The following is a 21,037-nucleotide window of genomic DNA, read 5'->3' as shown; positions in this document are numbered from 1 at the left end:
TTCACGGCGTCCGGTTACGGCGGGTTTCGATGATGTTCGGCAACTGGGAAATCCGCCCCAGCAACCGCCCCAGTGCATCCAGGCCCGGAATCTCGATGGTCAGGGACATCAACGCGGTGTTGTCCTCTTTGTTCGAGCGGGTGTTAACGGCCAGCACGTTGATCCGCTCGTTGAGCAGCACTTGCGAGACGTCACGCAGCAAACCGGACCGGTCGTAGGCACGGATGATGATGTCCACCGGATAGGTGAGCACCGGCACCGGCCCCCAGCTGACCTGAATGATCCGCTCAGGCTCGCGCCCGCCCAATTGCAGCACCGAGGCGCAGTCCTGACGGTGAATGCTCACGCCACGGCCCTGGGTGATGTAACCGACGATCGCATCCCCCGGCAGCGGCTGGCAGCAGCCGGCCATCTGGGTCATCAGGTTGCCGACGCCCTGGATCTGGATATCGCCGCGCTTGCCCGGTTTGTAGCCGGTGGCCTTGCGCGGGATCAGTTCCAGTTGCTCGTTGCCGCGTTCCGGCTCGACCAGTTGCTGCGCCAGATTGACCAGTTGCGCCAGGCGCAAATCGCCGGCACCGAGTGCAGCGAACATGTCCTCGGCGGTTTTCATGTTGGCCTTTTCGGCCAGCTTGTCGAAATCCACCGCTGGCAGACCGAGGCGATTGAGTTCGCGCTCGAGCAAGGTTTTACCGGCCGCGACGTTCTGATCGCGCGCCTGCAATTTGAACCAGTGAACGATCTTCGCCCGTGCCCGCGAGGTGGTGATGTAACCCAGGTTCGAGTTCAGCCAGTCGCGGCTCGGGGTGCCGTGCTTGCTGGTGATGATCTCGACCTGCTCACCCGTTTGCAGGCTGTAGTTGAGCGGCACGATGCGCCCGTTGATCTTGGCGCCGCGGCAGTTGTGACCGATTTCGGTGTGCACGCGGTAGGCGAAGTCCAGCGGCGTCGAGCCCTTCGGCAAGTCGATGGCGTGACCGTCCGGCGTAAAGATGTAGACCCGGTCCGGCTCGATATCGACCCGCAGCTGTTCTGCCAGGCCGCCGATGTCACCCAGCTCTTCATGCCACTCGAGGACCTGACGCAACCAGGAAATTTTCTCTTCGTAGTGGTTGGAACCGGATTTGACGTCAGTGCCTTTGTAGCGCCAGTGCGCGCAAACGCCCAACTCGGCTTCTTCGTGCATGGCGTGGGTGCGGATTTGCACTTCCAGCACCTTGCCCTCGGGGCCGATCACCGCGGTGTGCAGCGAGCGGTAGCCGTTCTCTTTCGGGTTGGCGATGTAGTCGTCGAATTCTTTCGGGATGTGCCGCCACAGGGTGTGGACGATACCGAGCGCGGTGTAGCAGTCGCGCATTTCCGGCACCAGCACGCGAACGGCACGCACGTCGTAGATCTGGCTGAATTCCAGACCCTTGCGCTGCATTTTGCGCCAGATCGAATAGATGTGTTTAGCGCGCCCGCTGATGTCGGCATCGACGCCGGTGGCGGTCAGCTCATTCTTCAGCTGGCTCATCACGTCGGCGATGAAGCGCTCGCGATCCAGACGCCGCTCGTGGAGCAACTTGGCGATCTGCTTGTACTGATCGGGCTCAAGGTAACGGAAGGACAGGTCCTCCAGCTCCCACTTGATGTGACCGATACCGAGACGGTGAGCCAAAGGCGCGTAGATATCGAAGACTTCGCGGGCGACGCGGTTACGTTTCTCGTCATCGGCGGTTTTCACCGCACGGATCGCGCAGGTGCGTTCGGCCAGTTTGATCAGCGCAACGCGAACGTCATCGACCATGGCGACCAGCATCTTGCGTAGGTTTTCGACCTGGCCTTGAGTGCCCAGCACCAGGGATTGACGGGGGCTGAGGCTGGCGCTGATCGCCGCCATGCGCAATACGCCGTCGATGAGTTTGGCGACCACCGGACCGAAGCGCTGGCTGATCGCCAGCAATTCAATCTGGCCTTCGCGCACGCCGCGATACAGGATCGCGGCAACCAACGAATCCTGATCGAGTTTGAGGTCGGCGAGAATCTCGGCGATCTCAAGGCCCGCGCGGAAACTCGAGGTCCCTTCGGACCATAGATTTTTCGCCGCGTTGGCCTGTTGTTCAGACACACGAGCGAACTCGCACGCTTCCTTCAAGGCTTCGCGATCCAGTGCCGGATCGACACTGACCGCATGATCGAGCCAAGCCTCGAGATTGATACTGCCGTCGGTGTTGATCGGCTGGTGTGCTCTCACCTGTACCATCTTGCTTACCTTCCCTACGACGCAAATTCAATGCGTCAAATCGCTGACCTTTTGTTACCCGTGAACGCTCGCGGGGCAAATGCGAGCGCAGCACGGGCGGGCCAGTCGGACCAGACGAGCCGTCCTAGCTCGCTTCAAATAACGCCATGGCCTCGACATGTGCCGTCTGAGGAAACATATCGAGAATCCCGGCACGTTTTAACCGGTAGCCCTGCTTGATCAATTCGACCGTATCGCGCGCCAGCGTTGCCGGGTTGCACGACACGTACACCAACCGTTTGGCGCCCAGGGAGGACAGCTTGCGCACAACCTCGAAAGCACCGTCACGTGGTGGGTCCAAGAGTACCGCACAAAAGCCTTCGCGCGCCCATTCGGCATCGGTCAAAGGCTGGGATAAATCGGCCTGAAAAAACTTTACGTTATTCAGATTATTGCTAGCGGCGTTTGCAGCTGCCCGCTCGACCATCGCCTGCACACCTTCCACCGCCACCACTTCACGAACGGCCTTGGCCAGCGGCAGTGCAAAGTTACCCAAACCACAAAACAGATCCAGAACCCGCTCATCCGACACAGGCTTGAGCCAGTCCAGCGCCTGGGCGACCATCGCTTCGTTGACCCCGGCGTTGACCTGAATGAAATCCCCCGGCCGCCAGGCCAGGTTCAAGTCCCACTGTTCAAGTCGATAACCCAACGCCTGGTCAGCCTCGACCGGTTGCGGTTCGCCGTCACCGTGCAGCCACAGTTGGGCTTCATGGAAGGCGCAGAAATCCTTGAGGATCGTCATGTCGGCGTCGGACAGCGGCGCCATGTGCCGCAGCAAAACGGCCAACTTTGATCCAGCAAACAATTCCACATGCCCCAGCGCCTGAGGTTTGCTCAAGCGCCGCAACATTTCCGGCAAGCGGGTCATGATCGGTTGCAAGGGCTGTACCAGCACCGTGCATTCGTTGATCGCAACGATGTCCTGACTGCCAGCCGCGCGGAAACCGACTTCGAGTTTTTTCGCTTTCATGTCCCAGCGCACCGCCACTCGGGCGCGACGACGGTAACCGAATTCCGGACCGCTCAACGGCGCTGCCCACTCTTGAGGTTCGACACCGGCGACCTTCGACAATTGCTCGGCGAGCATGCGCTGTTTCAGGGCGAGTTGTTCGTTGTGCGGCAGATGCTGCACGCTGCAGCCACCACAGCGACCGGCATGCGGACACGGCGCCGGGCGGCGCAGTTCGCTGGCCTGGAAGACGCGCTCGGTACGCGCCTCGACTACTTTGCCGTGGGCGCCCAATACGCGCGCTTCGACTTCTTCACCGGCCAAAGCGCCGATGACGAACCAGGTGCGACCTTCAAAAAAAGCGATACCGCGACCGTCATTGGCCAGACGCTCGATGCTCAAGCGCTGCTTTTTACCCGTCGGGATTTGCGGAGCCTTGCTGCCGCCCGTGGGCTGGAAGCGCAGGCCTCTCTCTTGCTTGGCCATCAGTTGGGCGCGTCGAAAATGCCGGTCGACAAGTAACGGTCGCCACGGTCGCAGATGATCGCGACGATCACCGCGTTTTCAACTTCTTGGGACAGGCGCAGCATGGCTGCCACGGCACCGCCCGAGGACACGCCGCAGAAGATGCCTTCTTCACGGGCCAGACGACGGGTCACGTCTTCGGCTTCGCTTTGCGCCATGTCGACGATCCGGTCCACGCGCTCGGCCTGGTAGATCTTCGGCAGGTATTCCTGCGGCCAGCGACGGATGCCCGGAATCGCCGAGCCTTCCATCGGTTGCAGACCGATGATCTGCACGCTTTCGTTCTGCTCTTTCAAGTAGCGCGAGACGCCCATGATGGTGCCGGTGGTGCCCATCGAACTGACGAAATGCGTGATGGTGCCTTCGGTCTGATGCCAGATTTCCGGGCCGGTGGTGGTGTAGTGCGCTTCGGGGTTGTCGCCGTTGGCGAACTGATCCAGCACCTTGCCGCAGCCTTCCGCTTCCATTCGCTGGGCGAGGTCGCGGGCGCCTTCCATGCCCTCTTCCTGAGTGACCAGAATCAGCTCGGCGCCATAAGCCGTCATGGCGGCTTTACGTTCGGCGCTGGAGTTGTCCGGCATGATCAGGATCATCTTGTAACCCTTGATCGCGGCGGCCATCGCCAGCGCAATCCCGGTGTTACCCGAGGTCGCTTCGATCAGCGTATCGCCGACGTGGATCTGCCCGCGCAACTCGGCGCGAGTGATCATCGACAACGCCGGCCGGTCCTTGACCGAACCCGCCGGGTTATTCCCTTCGAGCTTGAGCAAAAGGGTATTGCTGGTGGCACCTGGCAGGCGCTGCAAACGGACCAGCGGGGTGTTGCCGACGCAATCGGCGATGGTTGGGTACTGCAAGGTCATGGCGTATTCGCAATCCAGACTGCGGGGGCGCCTATCATACCGGCAAACGTCGGCAGGCCATATCACGCAAAGTGCGGTGCTTATGGTTTATGGGAATAAGGCCGGATAGATCAGCGATTTCTATCGGGGGCAGGCGTCGTCCTACAGCAAAAAAGCGTTAGAGGTGTAGGAAAAAAGTTTCTACTCAAAGATATCGCTCCTAGGAGACGCTTTTGTCGGACATTTCACTCAGATTTTAGCGATTACATGAACTGGGCATTAAAGGGCTTCATCGATAGCCTTTGTACTGCGCTCACGCTCAACAGCGGGATGCAGCACACCGTAAACCTCCTAAAGACCAAAAAACGATGTCCGATGCTTTAGCTTTATTTCGCTCTGAAGTCGTTAGTGCAAAGACCAAGCAACGCTTCGGTAGCGTACTGATCCATCAACCTTGGGGATATGGCGTAGCGTCCATTCTGGCTGGAACATTAATACTGGTGGTCGTGATCTATTCTTACTTTGGAACGTATACCCGTAAAGCTACCGTGGGAGGTTTACTCATGCCTGAACAGGGCATGTTACGCCTGACATCTCCCACTACAGGGCTGCTCACTGAAGTTTTTGCTCACGAAGGCCAGACCGTAGGCGCTGGTGAAGATTTGTTTGTAATCTCCGGCGAACGCGTCAGTGCCACCGGCGGTACACAACAGTTGATAGCGGAACAGCTCACTCAGCGTTTACTGGTGCTGGAACGTAATCGCACATCCGCAAATGATCGCATCGCAGGACAAGTTCGCCTACTTGATAGCCGACTCGTCACGATTACCGGGGAGCTGGGTCAGTATCGAGAAGAGATACGCCTGATCGCTCGACGTGTAGATTTGTCCGAGATTCAGCATAAGAGACTAAAAGACCTGTTGGCGGCTGGCTTCATTTCTGTTGCCCAGTATCAACAGGAGGAAGGAGAACTTCTCGCACTGCTTGGACAACAGCAAAGTATTCAGCGCGCTCGCGCTAGTCTCAATCGCGAACACATGGAATTGCAGATGCAGCGTCAGGAGGCCGAGTTACGGTACCGAAACGAAATCGCCGAGATAGACAAAGGCATCTCACTGGTTAGACAGGAGCAGGCGGAAAACGACATCCGCAACAAGCAAATTAGCTCTGCGCCATTTGCCGGAACTATAACCGGATTGAATATTCAAGTTGGGCAACAGGTCACAGCTGGGGCACTTCTTGCCAGTCTCATTCCCCAAGGTGCTGATCTTATAGCTCACATGTATGTAGCCTCACGAAAAATGGGTTTCATAGAAAAGGACCAGACAGTACTCATCCGATATTCCGCATATCCCTATCAAAAATTCGGTATGGCACGAGGTCAAATTATAGATCTGGCGAAAAGCCCTTATGCAGTCCAGGAACTACCAGCGCACATTGCAAGCGTTGTTCATGAAACAACGGAATCAACCGAACTTTTCTACCGAGTCACCGTCAAGCTCGATTCTCAGACAATTAATCTATACGGCAACTCACAACCACTGCAGGCTGGCATGCTGCTTGAGGCCGATATCGTGCAAGACAAACGCCGGCTCTATGAATGGACTCTGGAACCAATTTTCTCATTCGCTGGCAAACGTTCGGATTGATTTTTTCAAGCGCGAAGCATGGAGCAATATGCATATGACAAGAAGGGAACAAGAAGTCCTACATTCGCTTCTCGAAGGAAAAACCAACAAACAAATTGCTCGAGAACTGGGAATAAGTGATTTCACGGTACGCGATTATGTTTCTTCAATTTTCTATAAACACGGGGTCAACTCGAGGGGTGAGCTTTTCGCAGCAATAATGAAAATCACAAAACAATTTGCCACCCTACATTCATAGGGTTACATTCATATATCAGCCAAAGTATTCTTTTATCGCAATGTACAAAACCACCAAAACCAAATCCACTCGTTTAGCTGAAGACAAGCCAACGCATTAAAACCAAACATCAATACATAGGTGCTGAAAGCCATGCCCCAGCAGACTCTTGCCACTGCTAATGAAGAATGGAGCATTAATATATTTGGCGTACGCTTTGTGGAGGGTACAGTCTCTGACGCCCTTACCCCCTCTATTGTCGTCGCCATTTCATTTCTTCTCTACTATTGTTTTTTCAAACTGCTGCGCATGCGATGGGGAATACAAAGAAGCCTAGCAATAACCATATTGACAGCCTACATAGTTCCACTTATAGCATATTTAACAATAAAGCACATTCTCCCAACCATTACAAGATAGATAAAACAGAACAATGGAGCTTAACCATGAAAGAACTCTCAATATATGATTTAGAATTTGTTTCAGGTGCCGTAGGGCCACCCGGAGCCTTAATTGGTGGTGTTACAGCAGCAGCTGGGTATATAGGAAACTCCATGGCAACCGGAGAAGGTAGTGCTGAAGGACTTGTCGGAGCTATCGCGACCGGCGCAGTCGGAGGATTTATCTTGGGACCAGCAGGTTTAGGAGCGGGTCAAATAGCAGCATCAACCGCTGTTGGCGCCCATATTGGTTACTACAGCGGAATGCTAGGCGGCCAGGTTCAAAATGCTTTCACAGCAGGGACAAATTACAACTAATCCTTGCTGCTAAAAAACAATCTGAACAAATATTTAAAATACACTTGAGGTCTATCGGATGAGCATCGCATTCAACATATCTCCTGGTGATTTCGCCGAGCAATATCAGGAAAAAAAGCCGCTACTAATAAAGAGCGCAGTCGCTAAAACCTATTTCCCTTGGCAAGAGGCGAATGAAGTCTATAACAATAGTGACGTCGCATCCGAAGACCTCAAGTTATTTCTGAATGGTTTGATACCCAAACACAAATACACCGAAAAATACCTAGAAATCGGCACATTGCGGCATAGACTTGTCAAACCGACTGTCTATGAGTACTTAAAAAACGGCGCTACATTAATCGCTAATAAAATTAAACACTCTGGAAAAGTCGACCAACTTTCAAGACAAGTAGCAGTATTTACTGGAAGACAGGTAGTTAGTAGTGCTTACGTGGCGTTAGGTGAAAAGGAATCATCTCCCTGCCACTGGGATACCCGGGATGTGTTTGCAATTCAATTGATTGGTCGTAAGCGTTGGATAATTTATGAGCCGTCAATGGAATCGCCCATATTTACTCAACAAAGCAAAGACTACAAAGATCAGCATCCTTGCCCATCAGATTTTTACATGGACATTATCTTGGAAGCCGGAGATATCTTATACATTCCACGCGGTTGGTGGCATAACCCTCTACCATTGGGAGAGCCAACGTTCCATCTATCCGTTGGGACGTTTCCTGCCTTAACTGTAGATTATCTATCTTGGCTATTCACACATATTGAAAATTACGCGGACTCACGGAAATCTCTCAATAATTGGCGACAGGATAGTAGAACTCTCGCCTCCGTAGGTAATCATATCAATAAGTTGATAAACAACCCTGAAAACTATCGCCGCTTCATAGATGAGTTTACCGGTGCCACTCGCATAGATTCACCATTAGCTCTGGAGTTTTTTGGAAATCCTAGCGCCAGCGCACTGCCCGAGCACCTTGGTGTTCGGATTTGTGCAATCTGTCATCCAGGCTTAGACAGTGGTTATATTATTGCTAACGGCACTCGACTAAATCTCGACTTAAAAAGCTTAAAAATAGTTCAACACATAGCAGAGTCGCCTGGATCCAGCATAGTTAAACTAAGAGACAAACTCCCAGAAATCCCCTACAGCGAACTAAACACGATAATTACCCAACTATGCCGGCAAGACATTTTAGAAATACTCGATTATTGATTGAAGTTTTATTTCTTAGGGCATGCTGAACTATGCGAGTAACGTTACAAGCAGAAAGGCAGGAGTGCGGACTCGCCTGCCTAGTCATGATCGCGGCATTTCATGGATTGCATTTGGACCTAGCGAATATCCGCAGACGCTTCTCCATTTCCCTAAAAGGAATAAACTTAGCTCAACTGATGCGCTACGCCCACTCACTAAATTTCTCGTCTCGTCCACTGCGCTTGGAGTTAGACGAGGTATTTAGGCTGAAAACTCCATGCATCTTGCACTGGGACCTTGATCACTTCGTAGTACTGGAGAAATTAAAAGGACAAAAACTAATACTGCTAGACCCTGCTTCTGGTCGAAAAGTGATGACGATCGCTGAATCATCACAACACTTTACCGGAGTAGCATTAGAGTTAACGCCGAATTCGGTATTTCAACCCGAGTCTCTGAAGCCTCGGATCCGCCTGAATTATTTCACTAAACATGTTGTAGGATTAAAGCGTGCCTTGGCCAACATTTTCGTCCTTGCATTAGGAATAGAAATGGTTGCACTGCTAGCTCCACAAGTAACTCAGTGGGTGGTAGATGGCGCACTGGTATCGGCGGATCACGATCTATTGCTGCTAGCGGCAATTGGTGGCTGCCTGTTAATGGTGACTAGTTTTGTGCTGAGGATGGCGCAAGGATGGATGGGATTGCGCTTGAGTCAACAATTAGCAATTCAGCTATCTGGAAACTTATTCAGTCATATGTTACGCCTGCCTTGGTCGTATTTTGAAAAGCGTCAACTTGGGGATATTGCGGCTCGCTTTCAATCGCTTTCCGCTATTCGCAACGTTTTAACCAACAGTGCAATCACGGCGATCCTCGACGGGGTGGTCACATTGATTACTCTGACCATGATGTTTCTTTACAGCACAACACTAACAGTGATCGTTTTAACCGCGCTAGCCTTATACTGCATATTAAGAATTGTATTTTACTTTCCCTTGCGCAATGCTTCTGAAGAACGCATCGCGCTGAGCGCACGAGAAAATTCGTACTTTCTGGAAACCATAAGAGCAGTTTTACCTCTCAAGCTATTCAACGGCACTACATTGCGATTGGCAACCTGGCAAAATCTGATTATCGACGTTCAAAATAGAGATGTAACAACACAAAAACTATTATTGATGTTTGCCAGCCTTAACACCCTGATATTTGGACTGGAAGGAATGTTACTTCTCTATGTCGGAGGCCTAGCGGTACTACACGGCGCACTATCGTTAGGCATGCTATTGGCCTTCATTGCCTACAAAGGGCAATTCACTGGACGTGCAAGCAAACTAATAGATCTGAGCATCGAAATCCGGATGCTTTCGCTCCATACCGAACGGCTAGCAGACATCGCGTTAGAAGAACCAGAGCCGGACGAAGCAATTGAAATGGACCTTGAACGTATAGAACCAAGTATTGAATTCAGAGAAATTTCTTTCAGATATGCTCCAAACGAACCTTGGGTAATTAAGAATCTTTCACTTATGGTCCACGCAGGAGACTCAGTTGCTATCGTCGGCCGTTCTGGCTGCGGAAAAACAACATTATTCAAGTTATTACTTGGCTTGCTTACACCGACAGAAGGGGAGATTTTGATCGGAGGAATACCAACGCGCCAACTCGGAAATCTGGCTTGTCGAAATTTGGTCGGATCGGTGATGCAAGATGATCAATTGCTGGCCGGTTCATTAGCTGAAAACATCTGTTGTTTCGAACCTCACTTCTGCCAGGAGCGCATGAAAGAAGCAGCCAAACTTGCAGATATCGACAAAATTATAGGCAGCATGCCTATGGGCTACCAGACATTGGTATCTGAGTTGGGAACGGGGCTCTCTGGAGGAGAGAAACAGCGAATTTTATTAGCGCGAGCCTTATATCGAAAACCGAAAATACTTGCTTTGGACGAAGCCACTAGCCATCTAGATTTACACAGTGAACAGAATATAACTAAAGCGTTAAACGAAATGCCGACGACTCGAGTGTTTATTGCTCACCGTCGTGAAACCCTCGCTTTCGCTAAGCGCCTTGTTTGCCTAGATAATGGGGCGCTCGTGGAAGATGTTTGTCTCGATAGAACATAGGCTCACGTGTGAAGACCAAAAATATTGTATTGGGTGCAACAATGTTACTAGGCGCAGTAGTCGCTCAGGCCAACGACTTTGATCTTCTGCAAACCTATCGACAAGCATTACTTCATGATGCCCATTACTCTGCGGCAAAAGCCCAACTACGCGCAGGATATGAACGTTCAACACAAGGCCGAGCTGGGCTTTTGCCCCATGTATCGCTAGATGCCCAGATTCATTGGATGGAAACAGACTACCAAGTCCCGAACGGTAACATTCAACACAAAAGACAAAATCGTAGTTACGGCATACAGCTAATACAGCCAGTCTTTCGTTGGCAGAATTGGATGCAGTTTCAGCAGGGAGAGCTTCATCGTGTGCACGCGCAAATTGAGTTCGAACGCGCGGAGCAGGACTTGCTGCTGCGTGTTGTTCAAGCCTACTTTGAGATCCTAAATGCAACTGACGTACTTGAGGCGGTTCGAGATCTGCGCACCGCGGATACAGAGCAATTGGCGAGCGCCAAAAAAATGTTTGAAATTGGCAACGTCAGCATTATCGATGTACATGAGGCTCAAGCCAGTTTTGATCGAAGTACGGCGCAGTTTATCAAAGCTAGCAGTGATCTTGATCTAGCTCAATTCGCTTTAGTTCGAATCACTGGGCAGAATCCCAGCGCACTGAAAGGCTTCCACGACAGCGTGGCTCTTTCACCTCCGCAACCATTTGAGCTTGCCACATGGGTAGCGGCGGCTCGGCGGGATAATCTTGGCGTGCAAACTCAAGAGCTACTCCTAGATATCGCCGGTAGCGAAGTACATATCCGAAAAGCAGAACATTTTCCGATTGTTGATCTGGTAATCGGTCAAAACATGCAGCAAAACCCGAATGCCAATATCAATCGTACCGACTCATCTAGTATCGGGCTGCGTTTGAACATACCACTTTATAGCGGGGGCAAAATTGGCTCTGCTACTCGGCAAGCGATGGCAATGCAGGAAAAAACCGAGTTTGAATTGGAGGATGCACGCCGCGCTGCTGTGTTCGCAGCCAGACAGGCTTGGTCGGGTGTGGTGGATGGAATGGCGCAGGTTAAGGCACTTGAGGCTGCGAAGTCGTCCGCACATTCGGCACTGGCCTCCAATACCATCGGCTACAAAGTAGGAATGCGAGTAGGTATCGATGTGTTGGAGGCTCAAGGGAAATTGAGTGACATCATTCAACAGTTATCTCGCGCACGTTATGACACCCTGCTGGCTCAGCTACAGCTTAAGGCCACAGTCGGGGCCTTAAGTGAAGCCGATATTATTGAAGTCAACGCGTTATTGAGTGGTTAAATCTCGCGCTTCGAACACAATTCCTGCACATACACAGGAAGAACTCACGCTCTTCCGAGCGTTGACTCTGGCTGAAAATTGATCAAGTTGTGCGACTAGGATAATTGTCGCACCAGTGGGGCGACTTTCTCTGACGGTTTTTGGTCCAGGGCAATAGTGTCAGCAGCGCTGACACTATTGCCGATTGGGTGACGCTGAGTCCGATATGTGCGCCTTTGAACGGAGTTTGCTCTGGGTAAAAATGATCAGGTTGTGCGACCAGGGAATTGTCTCACCAGTGGTGAGACTTTTTCGTGATGGTGATCGGAGGGCCTCATCGCAAGCAAGCTCGCTTGTATGTTTAGACTTGAAGGGGACTCGCTTTCGCTGGTCACCCGCAGACGGCTCAAGGGCGTGCGTAATTCGTGGGACAGGTCGCGCAGCAGTTGTTGTTGCAGGGCCACCGTGCTTTGCAGGCGCTCGGACATGTGATCGAAGGCCCGCCCCAGTTCACCCAACTCATCCGAACGGTTGGTGGTTTGGCTCGACAGGCGCACGCTCATCTGGTCGGCATGCCAGGCATTGGCCTGTTCGCGCAGGCTGTTTAAAGGCACAACCAGCAACCGATATAGACCGACGCACAACAGTGAGGTGATCAGTCCGGGAATCACGCCATTGGTGATCACCCGCCAGAACACCCGGTAGCGACCGGGCATAAAACGCTGGGGCAGTTCGATCACCAGACTGCCGGCGGACGGATCGTTGGGAAAAGGCACGCGCAGCCACGGTCGGCCTTTGCTATGGCGACTCGTCGGCCAATCCAGGCCACGCAAAAAAGTCAGGCGCTGGATTTCTTTTTCCGTCAGCGGGTAACTGCTCAAAGACTGCAAATCGCCGCCAATCACACCGACCCACGTCGACTCGCGATGGCCGATACTCTGCAACCGGGCATCCACGTCTGCACTCTGATGCCTACTCCACGCCTGCTCGGCCTCGGCGGCGTAGCGGGTCAGCGTTTCCAGCAACCGGTACTCGCTGCGGGTCAGGCCGGCGACGTATTCGCCATAAAAGACATCACCGCGTTCATCGTCAAAACGCAGGCTGCCCGCCAAAGGGGCAATCGGTGCCGGCGCTGGCCGGCGGTCGAGCGCAACCCGCCGCAGGATCGCTTCGATGCGCACCCGCAACTCAACCATGCTGAAGGGTTTGGGCAGGTAATCATCGGCGCCCAGGCGAAAGCCACTGATGCGATCTGCCTCGGCACCGAGCGCCGACATCAGCACCACCGGGGTGGAATGGCTCTGGCGCAACTGTGTCAGCACGTTCAGCCCGTCCAGGCCCGGCAGCAGAATATCCATCAACGCCAGATCGAAGGCTTGCTGGCGGGCGATGGTCAGACCTTCCTGACCGTTCTGGCACCAGGTCACCTGAAAACCGCAACGCCCCAGGTGCTCGTGAACATAAGCACCGAGCACGAGCCGACGAATGCCGACATCAATTTTACGAGGATTGCCCGCCTGCAAATCGCTACACTGCGCAAGTGGCGCGTGCCGGAAGTACGTGCAGGTCATTAAATAGCTGGATGCAGGAGAGATGCGTGCTCAAGAAACTGGGAATTAAAGGCCGCGTGCTATTGCTGACCCTGTTGCCGACCAGCCTGATGGCATTGGTTCTGGGCGGCTATTTCACCTGGATGCAGCAATCCGACCTGCAAACCCAACTCATGCAGCGTGGCGAGATGATCGCCGAACAACTGGCGCCCCTGGTGGCCCCGGCCATGGGCCACAAGAACACCGAGCTGCTGGAACGCATTGCCACCCAATCCCTCGAACAAACAGACGTGCGCGCCGTTTCGTTCCTCACGCCCGACCGCTCCCTGTTGGCCCATGCCGGCCCGACCATGCTCAATCAGGCGCCGGTCGGCAACAGTTCGCAGATGCTGCGCCGCAGCGGTAATGACGCGACGCGTTACTTGCTGCCAGTATTCGGCAAGCACCGCAATCTGGCCGGTGACGTGATTCCCGATGAAGCCGACCGCCTGCTGGGCTGGGTCGAACTCGAACTGTCCCACAACGGCATGCTGCTGCGCGGTTACCGCAGCCTGTTTGCCAGCCTGCTGTTGATCGGTGCGGGCCTGGCCGGTGCGGCGCTGCTGGCGTTGCGCATGGGCCGGACCATCAATCGGCCGCTGAGCCAGATCAAGCAAGCGGTGGCGCAACTCAAGGACGGTCATCTGGAAACCCGTCTGCCGCCCCTCGGCAGCCATGAGTTGGATGAACTGGCGTCCGGCATCAACCGCATGGCCGGCACCCTGCAGAATGCGCAGGAAGAATTGCAGCACAGCATCGACCAGGCCACCGAAGACGTGCGTCAGAACCTCGAAACCATCGAGATCCAGAACATCGAACTGGACCTGGCACGCAAGGAAGCCCTTGAAGCGAGCCGGATCAAATCCGAGTTCCTGGCCAACATGAGCCATGAAATCCGTACGCCGCTCAACGGCATTCTTGGCTTCACCCACCTGCTGCAAAAAAGCGAACTGACCCCGCGCCAGCTCGACTATCTGGGCACCATCGAGAAATCCGCCGACAGCCTGTTGGGGATCATCAACGAGATTCTCGACTTCTCGAAAATCGAGGCCGGCAAACTGGTGCTCGACCATATTCCGTTCAACTTGCGCGACCTGCTCCAGGACACGCTGACCATCCTCGCCCCGGCCGCCCACGCCAAGCAGTTGGAGCTGGTGAGCCTGGTTTATCGCGATACGCCGCTGTCGCTGGTGGGTGATCCGCTGCGGCTCAAGCAGATCCTCACCAACCTTGTCAGCAACGCGATCAAGTTCACCCGCGAAGGCACCATCGTCGCCCGGGCCATGCTCGAAGAAGAGCATGAAGACAGCGTGCAACTGCGCATCAGCATTCAGGACACCGGTATTGGGCTGTCGAACCAGGACGTGCGCGCCTTGTTCCAGGCCTTCAGTCAGGCCGACAATTCGCTGTCCCGGCAACCGGGCGGCACCGGTCTGGGGTTGGTGATTTCCAAACGTCTGATCGAACAGATGGGCGGCGAGATCGGTGTCGACAGTACGCCCGGCGAAGGTTCGGAATTCTGGATCAGCCTGAGCCTGCCCAAAACCCGCGACGACGCCGAAGACCTGCCCGGCCCGCCGTTGCTCGGGCGCCGGGTGGCGGTACTGGAAAACCACGAACTGGCCCGTCAGGCATTGCAGCATCAACTGGAAGACTGCGGCCTCGAAGTCACACCGTTCAAGACCCTGGAAAGCCTGGCCAATGGCGTGACCAGTGCACATCAGACCGATCAGGCGATCGACCTGGCGGTGCTCGGTATCACCAGCAATGACATGCCGCCGGAGCGCCTCAACCAGCACATCTGGGATCTAGAACACTTGGGCTGCAAAGTGCTGGTATTGTGCCCGACCACCGAACAGACGCTGTTCCACCTCTCGGTGCCCAACCCGCACAGCCAGCTCCAGGCCAAACCGGCTTGCACGCGCAAGCTGCGGCGGGCCTTGTCCGACCTGGTCAACCCGCGTCAGCACCGCAGCGAACCCGGCGAACCGTTGTCCAGCCGTGCGCCAAAGGTGCTTTGCGTCGACGACAATCCGGCCAACCTGTTACTGGTGCAAACCCTGCTCGAAGACATGGGCGCCAAAGTACTCGCGGTGGAAAGCGGTTACGCAGCAGTCAAAGCGGTGCATACCGAAACCTTCGATCTGGTGCTGATGGACGTTCAGATGCCCGGCATGGACGGGCGTCAAAGCACCGAAGCGATTCGCCAGTGGGAAAGTGAACGGCATTGCACGCCGCTGCCGATCGTTGCCCTCACCGCTCACGCCATGGCCAATGAAAAACGCGCGCTGCTGCAAAGCGGTATGGACGACTACCTGACCAAACCGATCAGCGAACGGCAACTGGCCCAGGTGGTGCTGAAGTGGACCGGCCTGGCGCTGCGCAATCATGGACCAGAGCGCTCCAGCGACAGCCACGGCGGCGGTCATGAGTTGCAGGTGCTCGATCACGAGGAAGGTTTGCGCCTGGCCGCCGGCAAGGCTGATCTGGCGGCGGACATGCTGGCGATGCTGCTGGCGTCGCTGGAGGCCGACCGCGAAGCGATTCGCTTTGCCCGGGAAAACAACGACCAGAACGCCTTGATCGAGCGAGTCCATCGCCTGCACGGTGCGACGCGTTATTGCGGCGTCCCGCAACTGCGCGCTGCCTGCCAGCGCAGCGAAACCCTGCTCAAGCAACAGGACCCGAAAGCCCCCAGCGCGCTGGAGGACCTCGACCGGGCCATCAATCGCCTGGCCGCCCATGCCCGTATCAATGCTTGATGCATAGTCCAGGAGGACCGCATGCGCACGATTCTTTTCAGCAGCCAGACCTACGACCGCGACAGTTTTCTCAGTGCCGAGCTACCGTCCGGCATCGAGCTGCACTTTCAATCGGCGCGACTGAGCCTCGATACGGTGGCGCTGGCGGAGTATCACGAGGTGGTCTGCGCCTTTATCAATGATGACCTCAGCGCGCCGGTGCTCGAACGACTGGCCGCCGGCGGCACTCGCCTGATCGCCCTGCGCTCGGCCGGTTACAACCATGTCGACCTGGCGGTGGCGAAGCTTCTGGGATTGTCGATTGTGCGCGTCCCGGCCTACTCGCCCCACGCGGTGGCGGAACATGCCGTGGCGCTGATCCTGGCGCTCAACCGACACCTGCACCGCGCCTACAACCGCACGCGCGAAGGGGATTTCAGCCTGCACGGGCTGACCGGCTTCGACCTGGTGGGCAAGACCGTCGGCGTGGTCGGCACCGGACAGATCGGCGCGACCTTCGCGAAGATCATGAACGGCTTTGGCTGCCAATTGCTGGCCTACGACCCCTTCCCCAACCCGCAAGTCGAAGCCCTCGGTGCCCGTTACCTGAGCCTGCCGCAACTGCTGGCCGAGTCGCAGATCATAAGCCTGCACTGCCCGCTCAACGAGCAGAGCAAACACTTGATCAATCGCGAGACACTGGCGCACATGCAGCCCGGCGCGATGCTGATCAACACTGGACGCGGTGGTCTGGTGGACACGCCGGCACTGATCGACGCGTTGAAAGACGGTCAACTGGGTTATCTGGGGCTGGATGTGTATGAAGAGGAGGCGCAGCTGTTCTTCGAGGACCGTTCCGACCTGCCGCTGCAGGACGATGTGCTGGCGCGGCTGCTGACTTTTCCGAACGTGATCGTCACCGCTCACCAGGCTTTCCTGACCCGCGAAGCGCTGGGCGCGATTGCTGCAACCACCCTGCAGAACATCGCGGCCTGGGCGGCGGGCACGCCAGCGAATCTGGTGAAGGGTGACTGAACCAGATCGAAGGTCACATGCCCGCGCCATGCTGCGCTGATGTCCGTGCTAGCATGCCGCGCATATTTGGAGGACCCATGGTCGAACACGATTTCCGCTACAGCCTGATGAACCCGCAACACACCCTCACCGAATGCCGCGCCCTTGTGCCGGGGCGTTATCAAGTCACCGGCAACGGCGGCTCGATTCGTAACAACGACGTGTTGATAGTGACCCTCAAGGGTGCCAAGGACTTGTCCATGCGCCTGACCGTCGAAACGGTTCGCCACCTGATCAACCCGCCCGGCCAATGGGTCGCGGTGGCCAGTGGTCCGGTGTTCGGCGAACTGGCGATTCATACCTGGAAAGTCAACTGCGACAGCTGCGCCAAAGAGCTGAGCTTCGAGTTCGCAGTCGACGCCAAGCTGGGCATCAAGGCTGAAAAGCCGGCTGCCACTGCACGGATCGCCGAGTTGGGCTGGACCACCGCCGCCGAGAAGCACCTGTGCCCGAAATGCCAGGAGCCCGCGTGATGAAACGCCTTGCTCTGACCGCGATGGTTGGCGCCAGCCTGCTGGGCTGCGCCGCCGAGCCGGTTCAATTGCAACAGAACCGCAGCTACATTCTGGAGTGGATCGGCGAACGTCCGTTGATGGACTACAGCCACCTGACCGTCACCCTCGGTGAAGACGGTCGCGCCTATGGCAACGGCGGCTGCAACCACTGGTTTGCGCCGTACACCCTGGAAGGCGACAAGCTGAGCTTCGGCAAAGTCGGCAGCACCCGCAAATTGTGCGCGCCGGCGTTGATGGAGCAGGAAAAGCGTTTCCTCCAGGCGTTGGAAAACGTTCAGCGTTGGGACGTCTCGCCGATCGCGCAGATGCGTTTCTGGCCGGCGCAAGGGAAGCCGTTGCGTTGGTGGCTTGAAGAGGGTTGATCATCAGCCCCGAAAAGATCGCAGCCTCGCCAAGGCTCGACAGCTCCTACAGGGTGTTCGGCAACCCATGTAGGAGCTGTCGAGCCTTGGCGAGGCTGCGATCTTTTGCTTTTAGTTCTTGGCCTGCAACGCCTCCAGCTTAGCCATCACCCCCGCCGCCGTCTGCTCACCCATCAGCTGTTCCCTTACCTTGCCTTTGTTATCGATGATGTAGGTCACCGGCAACGCCTCACTGCGCGGCAATTCAAAAAGCTCCGCCGGATCCGCAGCCAGCACGGTGAACTTGATCCCCAGCTTCTCGCTGGCGCTTTTCAGCTCTTCGCCCTGCACGTTGTCGAAGTTGACCCCGAACACCCCAATCTTCTTGTCCTTGAGTTGATCGGCCAAGGTGTTCAATTCGGGGATCTCGGTTCGGCACGGCCCGCACCATTCAGCCCAGTAATTGAGCACCAGCCATTGTTTGTCCAAACGTTCGGCGGCGACTTTCTGGCCGTTCTGGTCGATGCCATAGTCGTTACCGCAGCCCCCCAGCAATAACGTACCGATGATCGCCAATGCCGCTGCCAGTCGCCTAGTCATGTCGTGATCCTTGTTCAAAATTGAATGCGCCTGCGACCCATCGCCTCCCAAGGTTCTGGATTACGCGCTGCACAGTTAGAATAGCCGTCACCTTACGCAAGATGCGAACCGCACATGACCGATCTGACGCTTTATCACAACCCGCGCTGCTCGAAATCCCGCGGTGCGCTCGAACTGCTCGAAGCCCGCGGCCTGACCCCGACGGTGGTCCGCTACCTGGACACCCCGCTGGACGCCACGCAAATCCAGGCCCTGCTGACCAAGCTGGGCATCAGCGCCCGGCAACTGCTGCGTACCGGTGAGGACGAATACAAAACCCTCAACCTGGCCGACAGCAGCCTCAGCGAAGCGCAATTGATTGCCGCCATCGCCGCCAACCCGAAACTCATGGAGCGCCCGATTCTCGAAGTCGGCGACAAAGCCATCATCGGCCGGCCGCCGGAGAATGTGCTGGAGTTGCTGCCGTGAGTACGCCGTACATTCTGGTTCTGTATTACAGCCGCAGCGGCTCGACCAATGAAATGGCCCGGCAGATTGCCCGAGGCGTCGAGCAGTCCGGGATGGAAGCGCGCCTGCGCACGGTGCCGCCGATTTCCACCGAGTGCGAAGCGGTTTCGCCGGACATCCCCGACGAAGGCGCGCTGTACGCCAGCCTCGACGACCTGAAAAACTGCGCAGGCCTGGCCATGGGCAGCCCGACCCGGTTCGGCAACATGGCCGCGCCGCTCAAGTACTTCCTCGACGGCACCAGCAACCTGTGGCTGACCGGCGCTTTGGTGGGCAAACCGGCCGGGGTTTTCACCTCCACCGCGAGTCTGCACGGTGGCCAGGAAACCACGCTGCTGTCGATGATGCTGCCATTGCTGCACCACGGCATGCTGATCACCGGCCTGCCGTACAGCGAATCGGCCTTGCTGGAAACCCGTGGCGGCGGCACGCCTTACGGCGCCAGCCATCACGCCGGGGCCGATGGCAAACTCGGTTTGAATGAGCATGAAGTCGCGCTATGCCGGGCCCTGGGCCTGCGCTTGGCCAAGACCGCACAGAAACTGGAGCGCTAACGTGGCCAAGAAGCCGAAGATTTTGCCCTCCATCGAATGGCTCGAACCCAGGGTTCGAGCGATGCGCGTCATCAGCCTGCTGTGCTTTTTCGGTCTGGTGGGGCTGCTTTGCGCCTACTACCTGGTGGTCGCCGACCTGCACGGCGCAAGGCCGTGGGTGATTCTGCTGATCGAACTGGTGCCGCTGCTGTTGCTGGCGCCGGGGATGATTGTCGGCAGCGCGCGCGGGCATTCATGGATGTGTTTTGTGGTGAACCTGTATTTCATCAAGGGCGCACTTGCGGCGTATGACCCGAACCGGCAGTTGTTTGGTTTGCTGGAAATGGGGGCGAGCCTGGCGGTGTTCTGCTCGGCGCTGCTGTATGTGCGGTGGCGGTTTCAGTTGAACCGCAAGTTGGCGGGTGAAGGCGAAACCTCCGCCACCTGACGGCCCCCACAGTGATCGTTCCCACGCTCTGCGTGGGAATGCATCAAGTGACGCTCCGCGTCACAGGGACGCGGAGCGTCCCGGGCGGCATTCCCACGCAGAGCGTGGGAACGATCATCTTCGTCAATGATTCACTGTGTACGCCAGCATCATCGAAATCTGGCTCATTGGCCGCCCACCGCTCTCTTCATGCCACTGGTTGAACACGCCCTGCACCGTGGCCAGATCCCGCAGACTGGTCGGCACCTTGTCGACTATCTTCTGCGCATTCAACGCCGCGACCACGTCGTAGCTCGGTACAAACGTATCCTTACCAACCATCCGCAAGAATCGCGGTGCCGACAACCCGCCCAATTGATGACCGCGCTTTTTCAGGTAGGTCCACAACCCAACGATATCCGTGACCGGCCAATCGGCGATCAACGCGCCGAAACTGCCCTGCTCATGCGCCACATCCAGAATGAACTGCGCATTGCGCGGCACGCTCTTGAGCTTGCCCAGATGGCGAATGATCCGCGCGTCCTGCATCAGTCGCTCCAGGTGTTCGGCGCTCATCAGCACGACTTTTTCCGGGTCAAACCTGAAGAACACCTCTTCGAACGTCGGCCATTTGGCGTCCACCAAACTGTGCTTGAGCCCGGCGCGGAATACGCGCAGCGCCATGGTCGAGAGGTAGCGGTCGTCGCTGATCTTGCGTAATTGCGCCGGGGTTTTCGGAACGGGCAGATGGGCTTCCAGTTCAGCCGCTGAACCAAAGCGGTTCAGACAGTATTCGTGCAGCCACTTGTAATCGCGCATGCCCTCTCCCAAGGAATGAAATGAAAACGGTGCCCGCGAGCG

At 56.0% G+C, this 21,037-nt stretch carries 18 protein-coding genes and 2 pseudogenes; 13 read left to right on the top strand and 7 right to left on the bottom strand.

Annotated features, from left to right (window positions below):
* Window position 1 precedes the first annotated feature (1 nt).
* The 3 genes from relA to cysM all read right to left on the bottom strand — a co-directional run bounded on the left by relA (window position 2) and on the right by cysM (window position 4,624).
* Window positions 2–2,245 (bottom strand): GTP diphosphokinase, encoded by a 2,244-nt coding sequence (gene relA / locus ACYZTU_RS08680; RefSeq protein WP_461969427.1) that lies wholly within the window; start codon window positions 2,243–2,245, stop codon window positions 2–4.
* A gap of 124 nt (window positions 2,246–2,369) precedes the next feature.
* A complete protein-coding gene (gene rlmD, locus ACYZTU_RS08675; RefSeq protein ID WP_461969425.1) occupies window positions 2,370–3,722 on the bottom strand; it encodes a 23S rRNA (uracil(1939)-C(5))-methyltransferase RlmD in 1,353 nt (450 codons plus the stop codon).
* Window positions 3,722–4,624: a cysteine synthase CysM gene (gene cysM, locus ACYZTU_RS08670; protein ID WP_461969423.1), complete on the bottom strand. Its 903-nt coding sequence runs from the start codon at window positions 4,622–4,624 to the stop codon at window positions 3,722–3,724. The genes rlmD and cysM overlap by 1 nt, the downstream gene beginning before the upstream one ends.
* A 347-nt stretch (window positions 4,625–4,971) precedes the next feature.
* Between cysM and ACYZTU_RS08665 the strand changes: the two genes are divergently transcribed.
* From ACYZTU_RS08665 to ACYZTU_RS08640, 6 genes are all read left to right on the top strand, one after another.
* The gene (locus ACYZTU_RS08665) at window positions 4,972–6,252 is read left to right on the top strand and encodes an HlyD family secretion protein (protein ID WP_461969422.1); all 1,281 of its coding nucleotides are present in this window, start codon (window positions 4,972–4,974) and stop codon (window positions 6,250–6,252) included.
* The gene (locus ACYZTU_RS08660) at window positions 6,200–6,490 is read left to right on the top strand and encodes a response regulator transcription factor (RefSeq protein ID WP_461969420.1); all 291 of its coding nucleotides are present in this window, start codon (window positions 6,200–6,202) and stop codon (window positions 6,488–6,490) included. The genes ACYZTU_RS08665 and ACYZTU_RS08660 overlap by 53 nt, the downstream gene beginning before the upstream one ends.
* A gap of 425 nt (window positions 6,491–6,915) precedes the next feature.
* Window positions 6,916–7,227, top strand: coding sequence for a hypothetical protein (locus tag ACYZTU_RS08655; protein ID WP_461969419.1), 312 nt, complete (start codon window positions 6,916–6,918; stop codon window positions 7,225–7,227).
* 58 nt (window positions 7,228–7,285) lie between these two features.
* Window positions 7,286–8,440, top strand: a complete 1,155-nt coding sequence (locus ACYZTU_RS08650; protein ID WP_461969417.1) for a JmjC domain-containing protein — start codon at window positions 7,286–7,288, stop codon at window positions 8,438–8,440.
* A 32-nt stretch (window positions 8,441–8,472) separates the two neighbouring features.
* Window positions 8,473–10,548 (top strand): peptidase domain-containing ABC transporter, encoded by a 2,076-nt coding sequence (locus ACYZTU_RS08645; protein WP_461969415.1) that lies wholly within the window; start codon window positions 8,473–8,475, stop codon window positions 10,546–10,548.
* 8 nt (window positions 10,549–10,556) lie between these two features.
* Window positions 10,557–11,870: a TolC family outer membrane protein gene (locus ACYZTU_RS08640; RefSeq protein ID WP_461969413.1), complete on the top strand. Its 1,314-nt coding sequence runs from the start codon at window positions 10,557–10,559 to the stop codon at window positions 11,868–11,870.
* Between the two features lie 356 nt (window positions 11,871–12,226).
* On the opposite strand, the pseudogene ACYZTU_RS08635 reads toward ACYZTU_RS08640, so the two are convergent.
* A pseudogene (locus ACYZTU_RS08635) lies at window positions 12,227–12,865 on the bottom strand (histidine kinase sensor domain-containing protein); the annotation flags it as partial.
* 168 nt (window positions 12,866–13,033) lie between these two features.
* Window positions 13,034–13,420, bottom strand: a pseudogene (locus ACYZTU_RS08630) (response regulator); the annotation flags it as partial.
* A 26-nt stretch (window positions 13,421–13,446) separates the two neighbouring features.
* Here ACYZTU_RS08630 and ACYZTU_RS08625 point away from each other — a divergent pair.
* From ACYZTU_RS08625 to ACYZTU_RS08610, 4 genes are all read left to right on the top strand, one after another.
* Complete coding sequence (locus ACYZTU_RS08625; RefSeq protein ID WP_461969411.1) at window positions 13,447–16,200, top strand: response regulator; 2,754 nt, start codon at window positions 13,447–13,449, stop codon at window positions 16,198–16,200.
* 21 nt (window positions 16,201–16,221) lie between these two features.
* A complete protein-coding gene (locus tag ACYZTU_RS08620) occupies window positions 16,222–17,214 on the top strand; it encodes a 2-hydroxyacid dehydrogenase (protein ID WP_461969409.1) in 993 nt (330 codons plus the stop codon).
* A gap of 77 nt (window positions 17,215–17,291) precedes the next feature.
* A complete protein-coding gene (locus tag ACYZTU_RS08615; RefSeq protein WP_461969407.1) occupies window positions 17,292–17,726 on the top strand; it encodes a hypothetical protein in 435 nt (144 codons plus the stop codon).
* Window positions 17,726–18,130 (top strand): META domain-containing protein, encoded by a 405-nt coding sequence (locus ACYZTU_RS08610; RefSeq protein WP_461969405.1) that lies wholly within the window; start codon window positions 17,726–17,728, stop codon window positions 18,128–18,130. Before ACYZTU_RS08615 ends, ACYZTU_RS08610 begins: the two co-directional genes overlap by 1 nt.
* Window positions 18,131–18,241: 111 nt before the next feature.
* Here the strand turns inward: ACYZTU_RS08610 and ACYZTU_RS08605 are convergent, their stop codons facing one another.
* On the bottom strand, window positions 18,242–18,709 hold the full coding sequence (locus tag ACYZTU_RS08605) for a redoxin domain-containing protein (RefSeq protein ID WP_461969404.1): 468 nt from the start codon (window positions 18,707–18,709) through the stop codon (window positions 18,242–18,244).
* Window positions 18,710–18,823: 114 nt separating this feature from the next.
* Between ACYZTU_RS08605 and arsC the strand changes: the two genes are divergently transcribed.
* From arsC to ACYZTU_RS08590, 3 genes are read left to right on the top strand one after another with little or no spacing between them, the layout of a single operon-like run.
* Window positions 18,824–19,177 carry an arsenate reductase (glutaredoxin) gene (arsC, locus tag ACYZTU_RS08600; protein WP_461969402.1) on the top strand — a complete coding sequence of 118 codons (354 nt, stop codon included), beginning with the start codon at window positions 18,824–18,826 and terminating at the stop codon, window positions 19,175–19,177.
* Entirely contained in the window at window positions 19,174–19,770 is a 597-nt protein-coding gene (gene wrbA / locus ACYZTU_RS08595; RefSeq protein WP_461969399.1) for an NAD(P)H:quinone oxidoreductase, read from the top strand. The genes arsC and wrbA overlap by 4 nt, the downstream gene beginning before the upstream one ends.
* 1 nt (window position 19,771) lies before the next feature.
* Complete coding sequence (locus ACYZTU_RS08590) at window positions 19,772–20,197, top strand: DUF2069 domain-containing protein (RefSeq protein ID WP_282375638.1); 426 nt, start codon at window positions 19,772–19,774, stop codon at window positions 20,195–20,197.
* Window positions 20,198–20,320: 123 nt separating this feature from the next.
* On the opposite strand, the gene ACYZTU_RS08585 is transcribed toward ACYZTU_RS08590, so the two are convergent.
* Window positions 20,321–20,995: a DNA-3-methyladenine glycosylase I gene (locus ACYZTU_RS08585; protein ID WP_461969397.1), complete on the bottom strand. Its 675-nt coding sequence runs from the start codon at window positions 20,993–20,995 to the stop codon at window positions 20,321–20,323.
* Between the last annotated feature and the right edge of the window lie 42 nt (window positions 20,996–21,037).

The organism is Pseudomonas sp. HLT2-19-2, from assembly GCF_054898005.1.
Note: the sequence above shows the minus strand (reverse complement) of the source record. Positions and strands in the feature narration are given on the sequence as shown.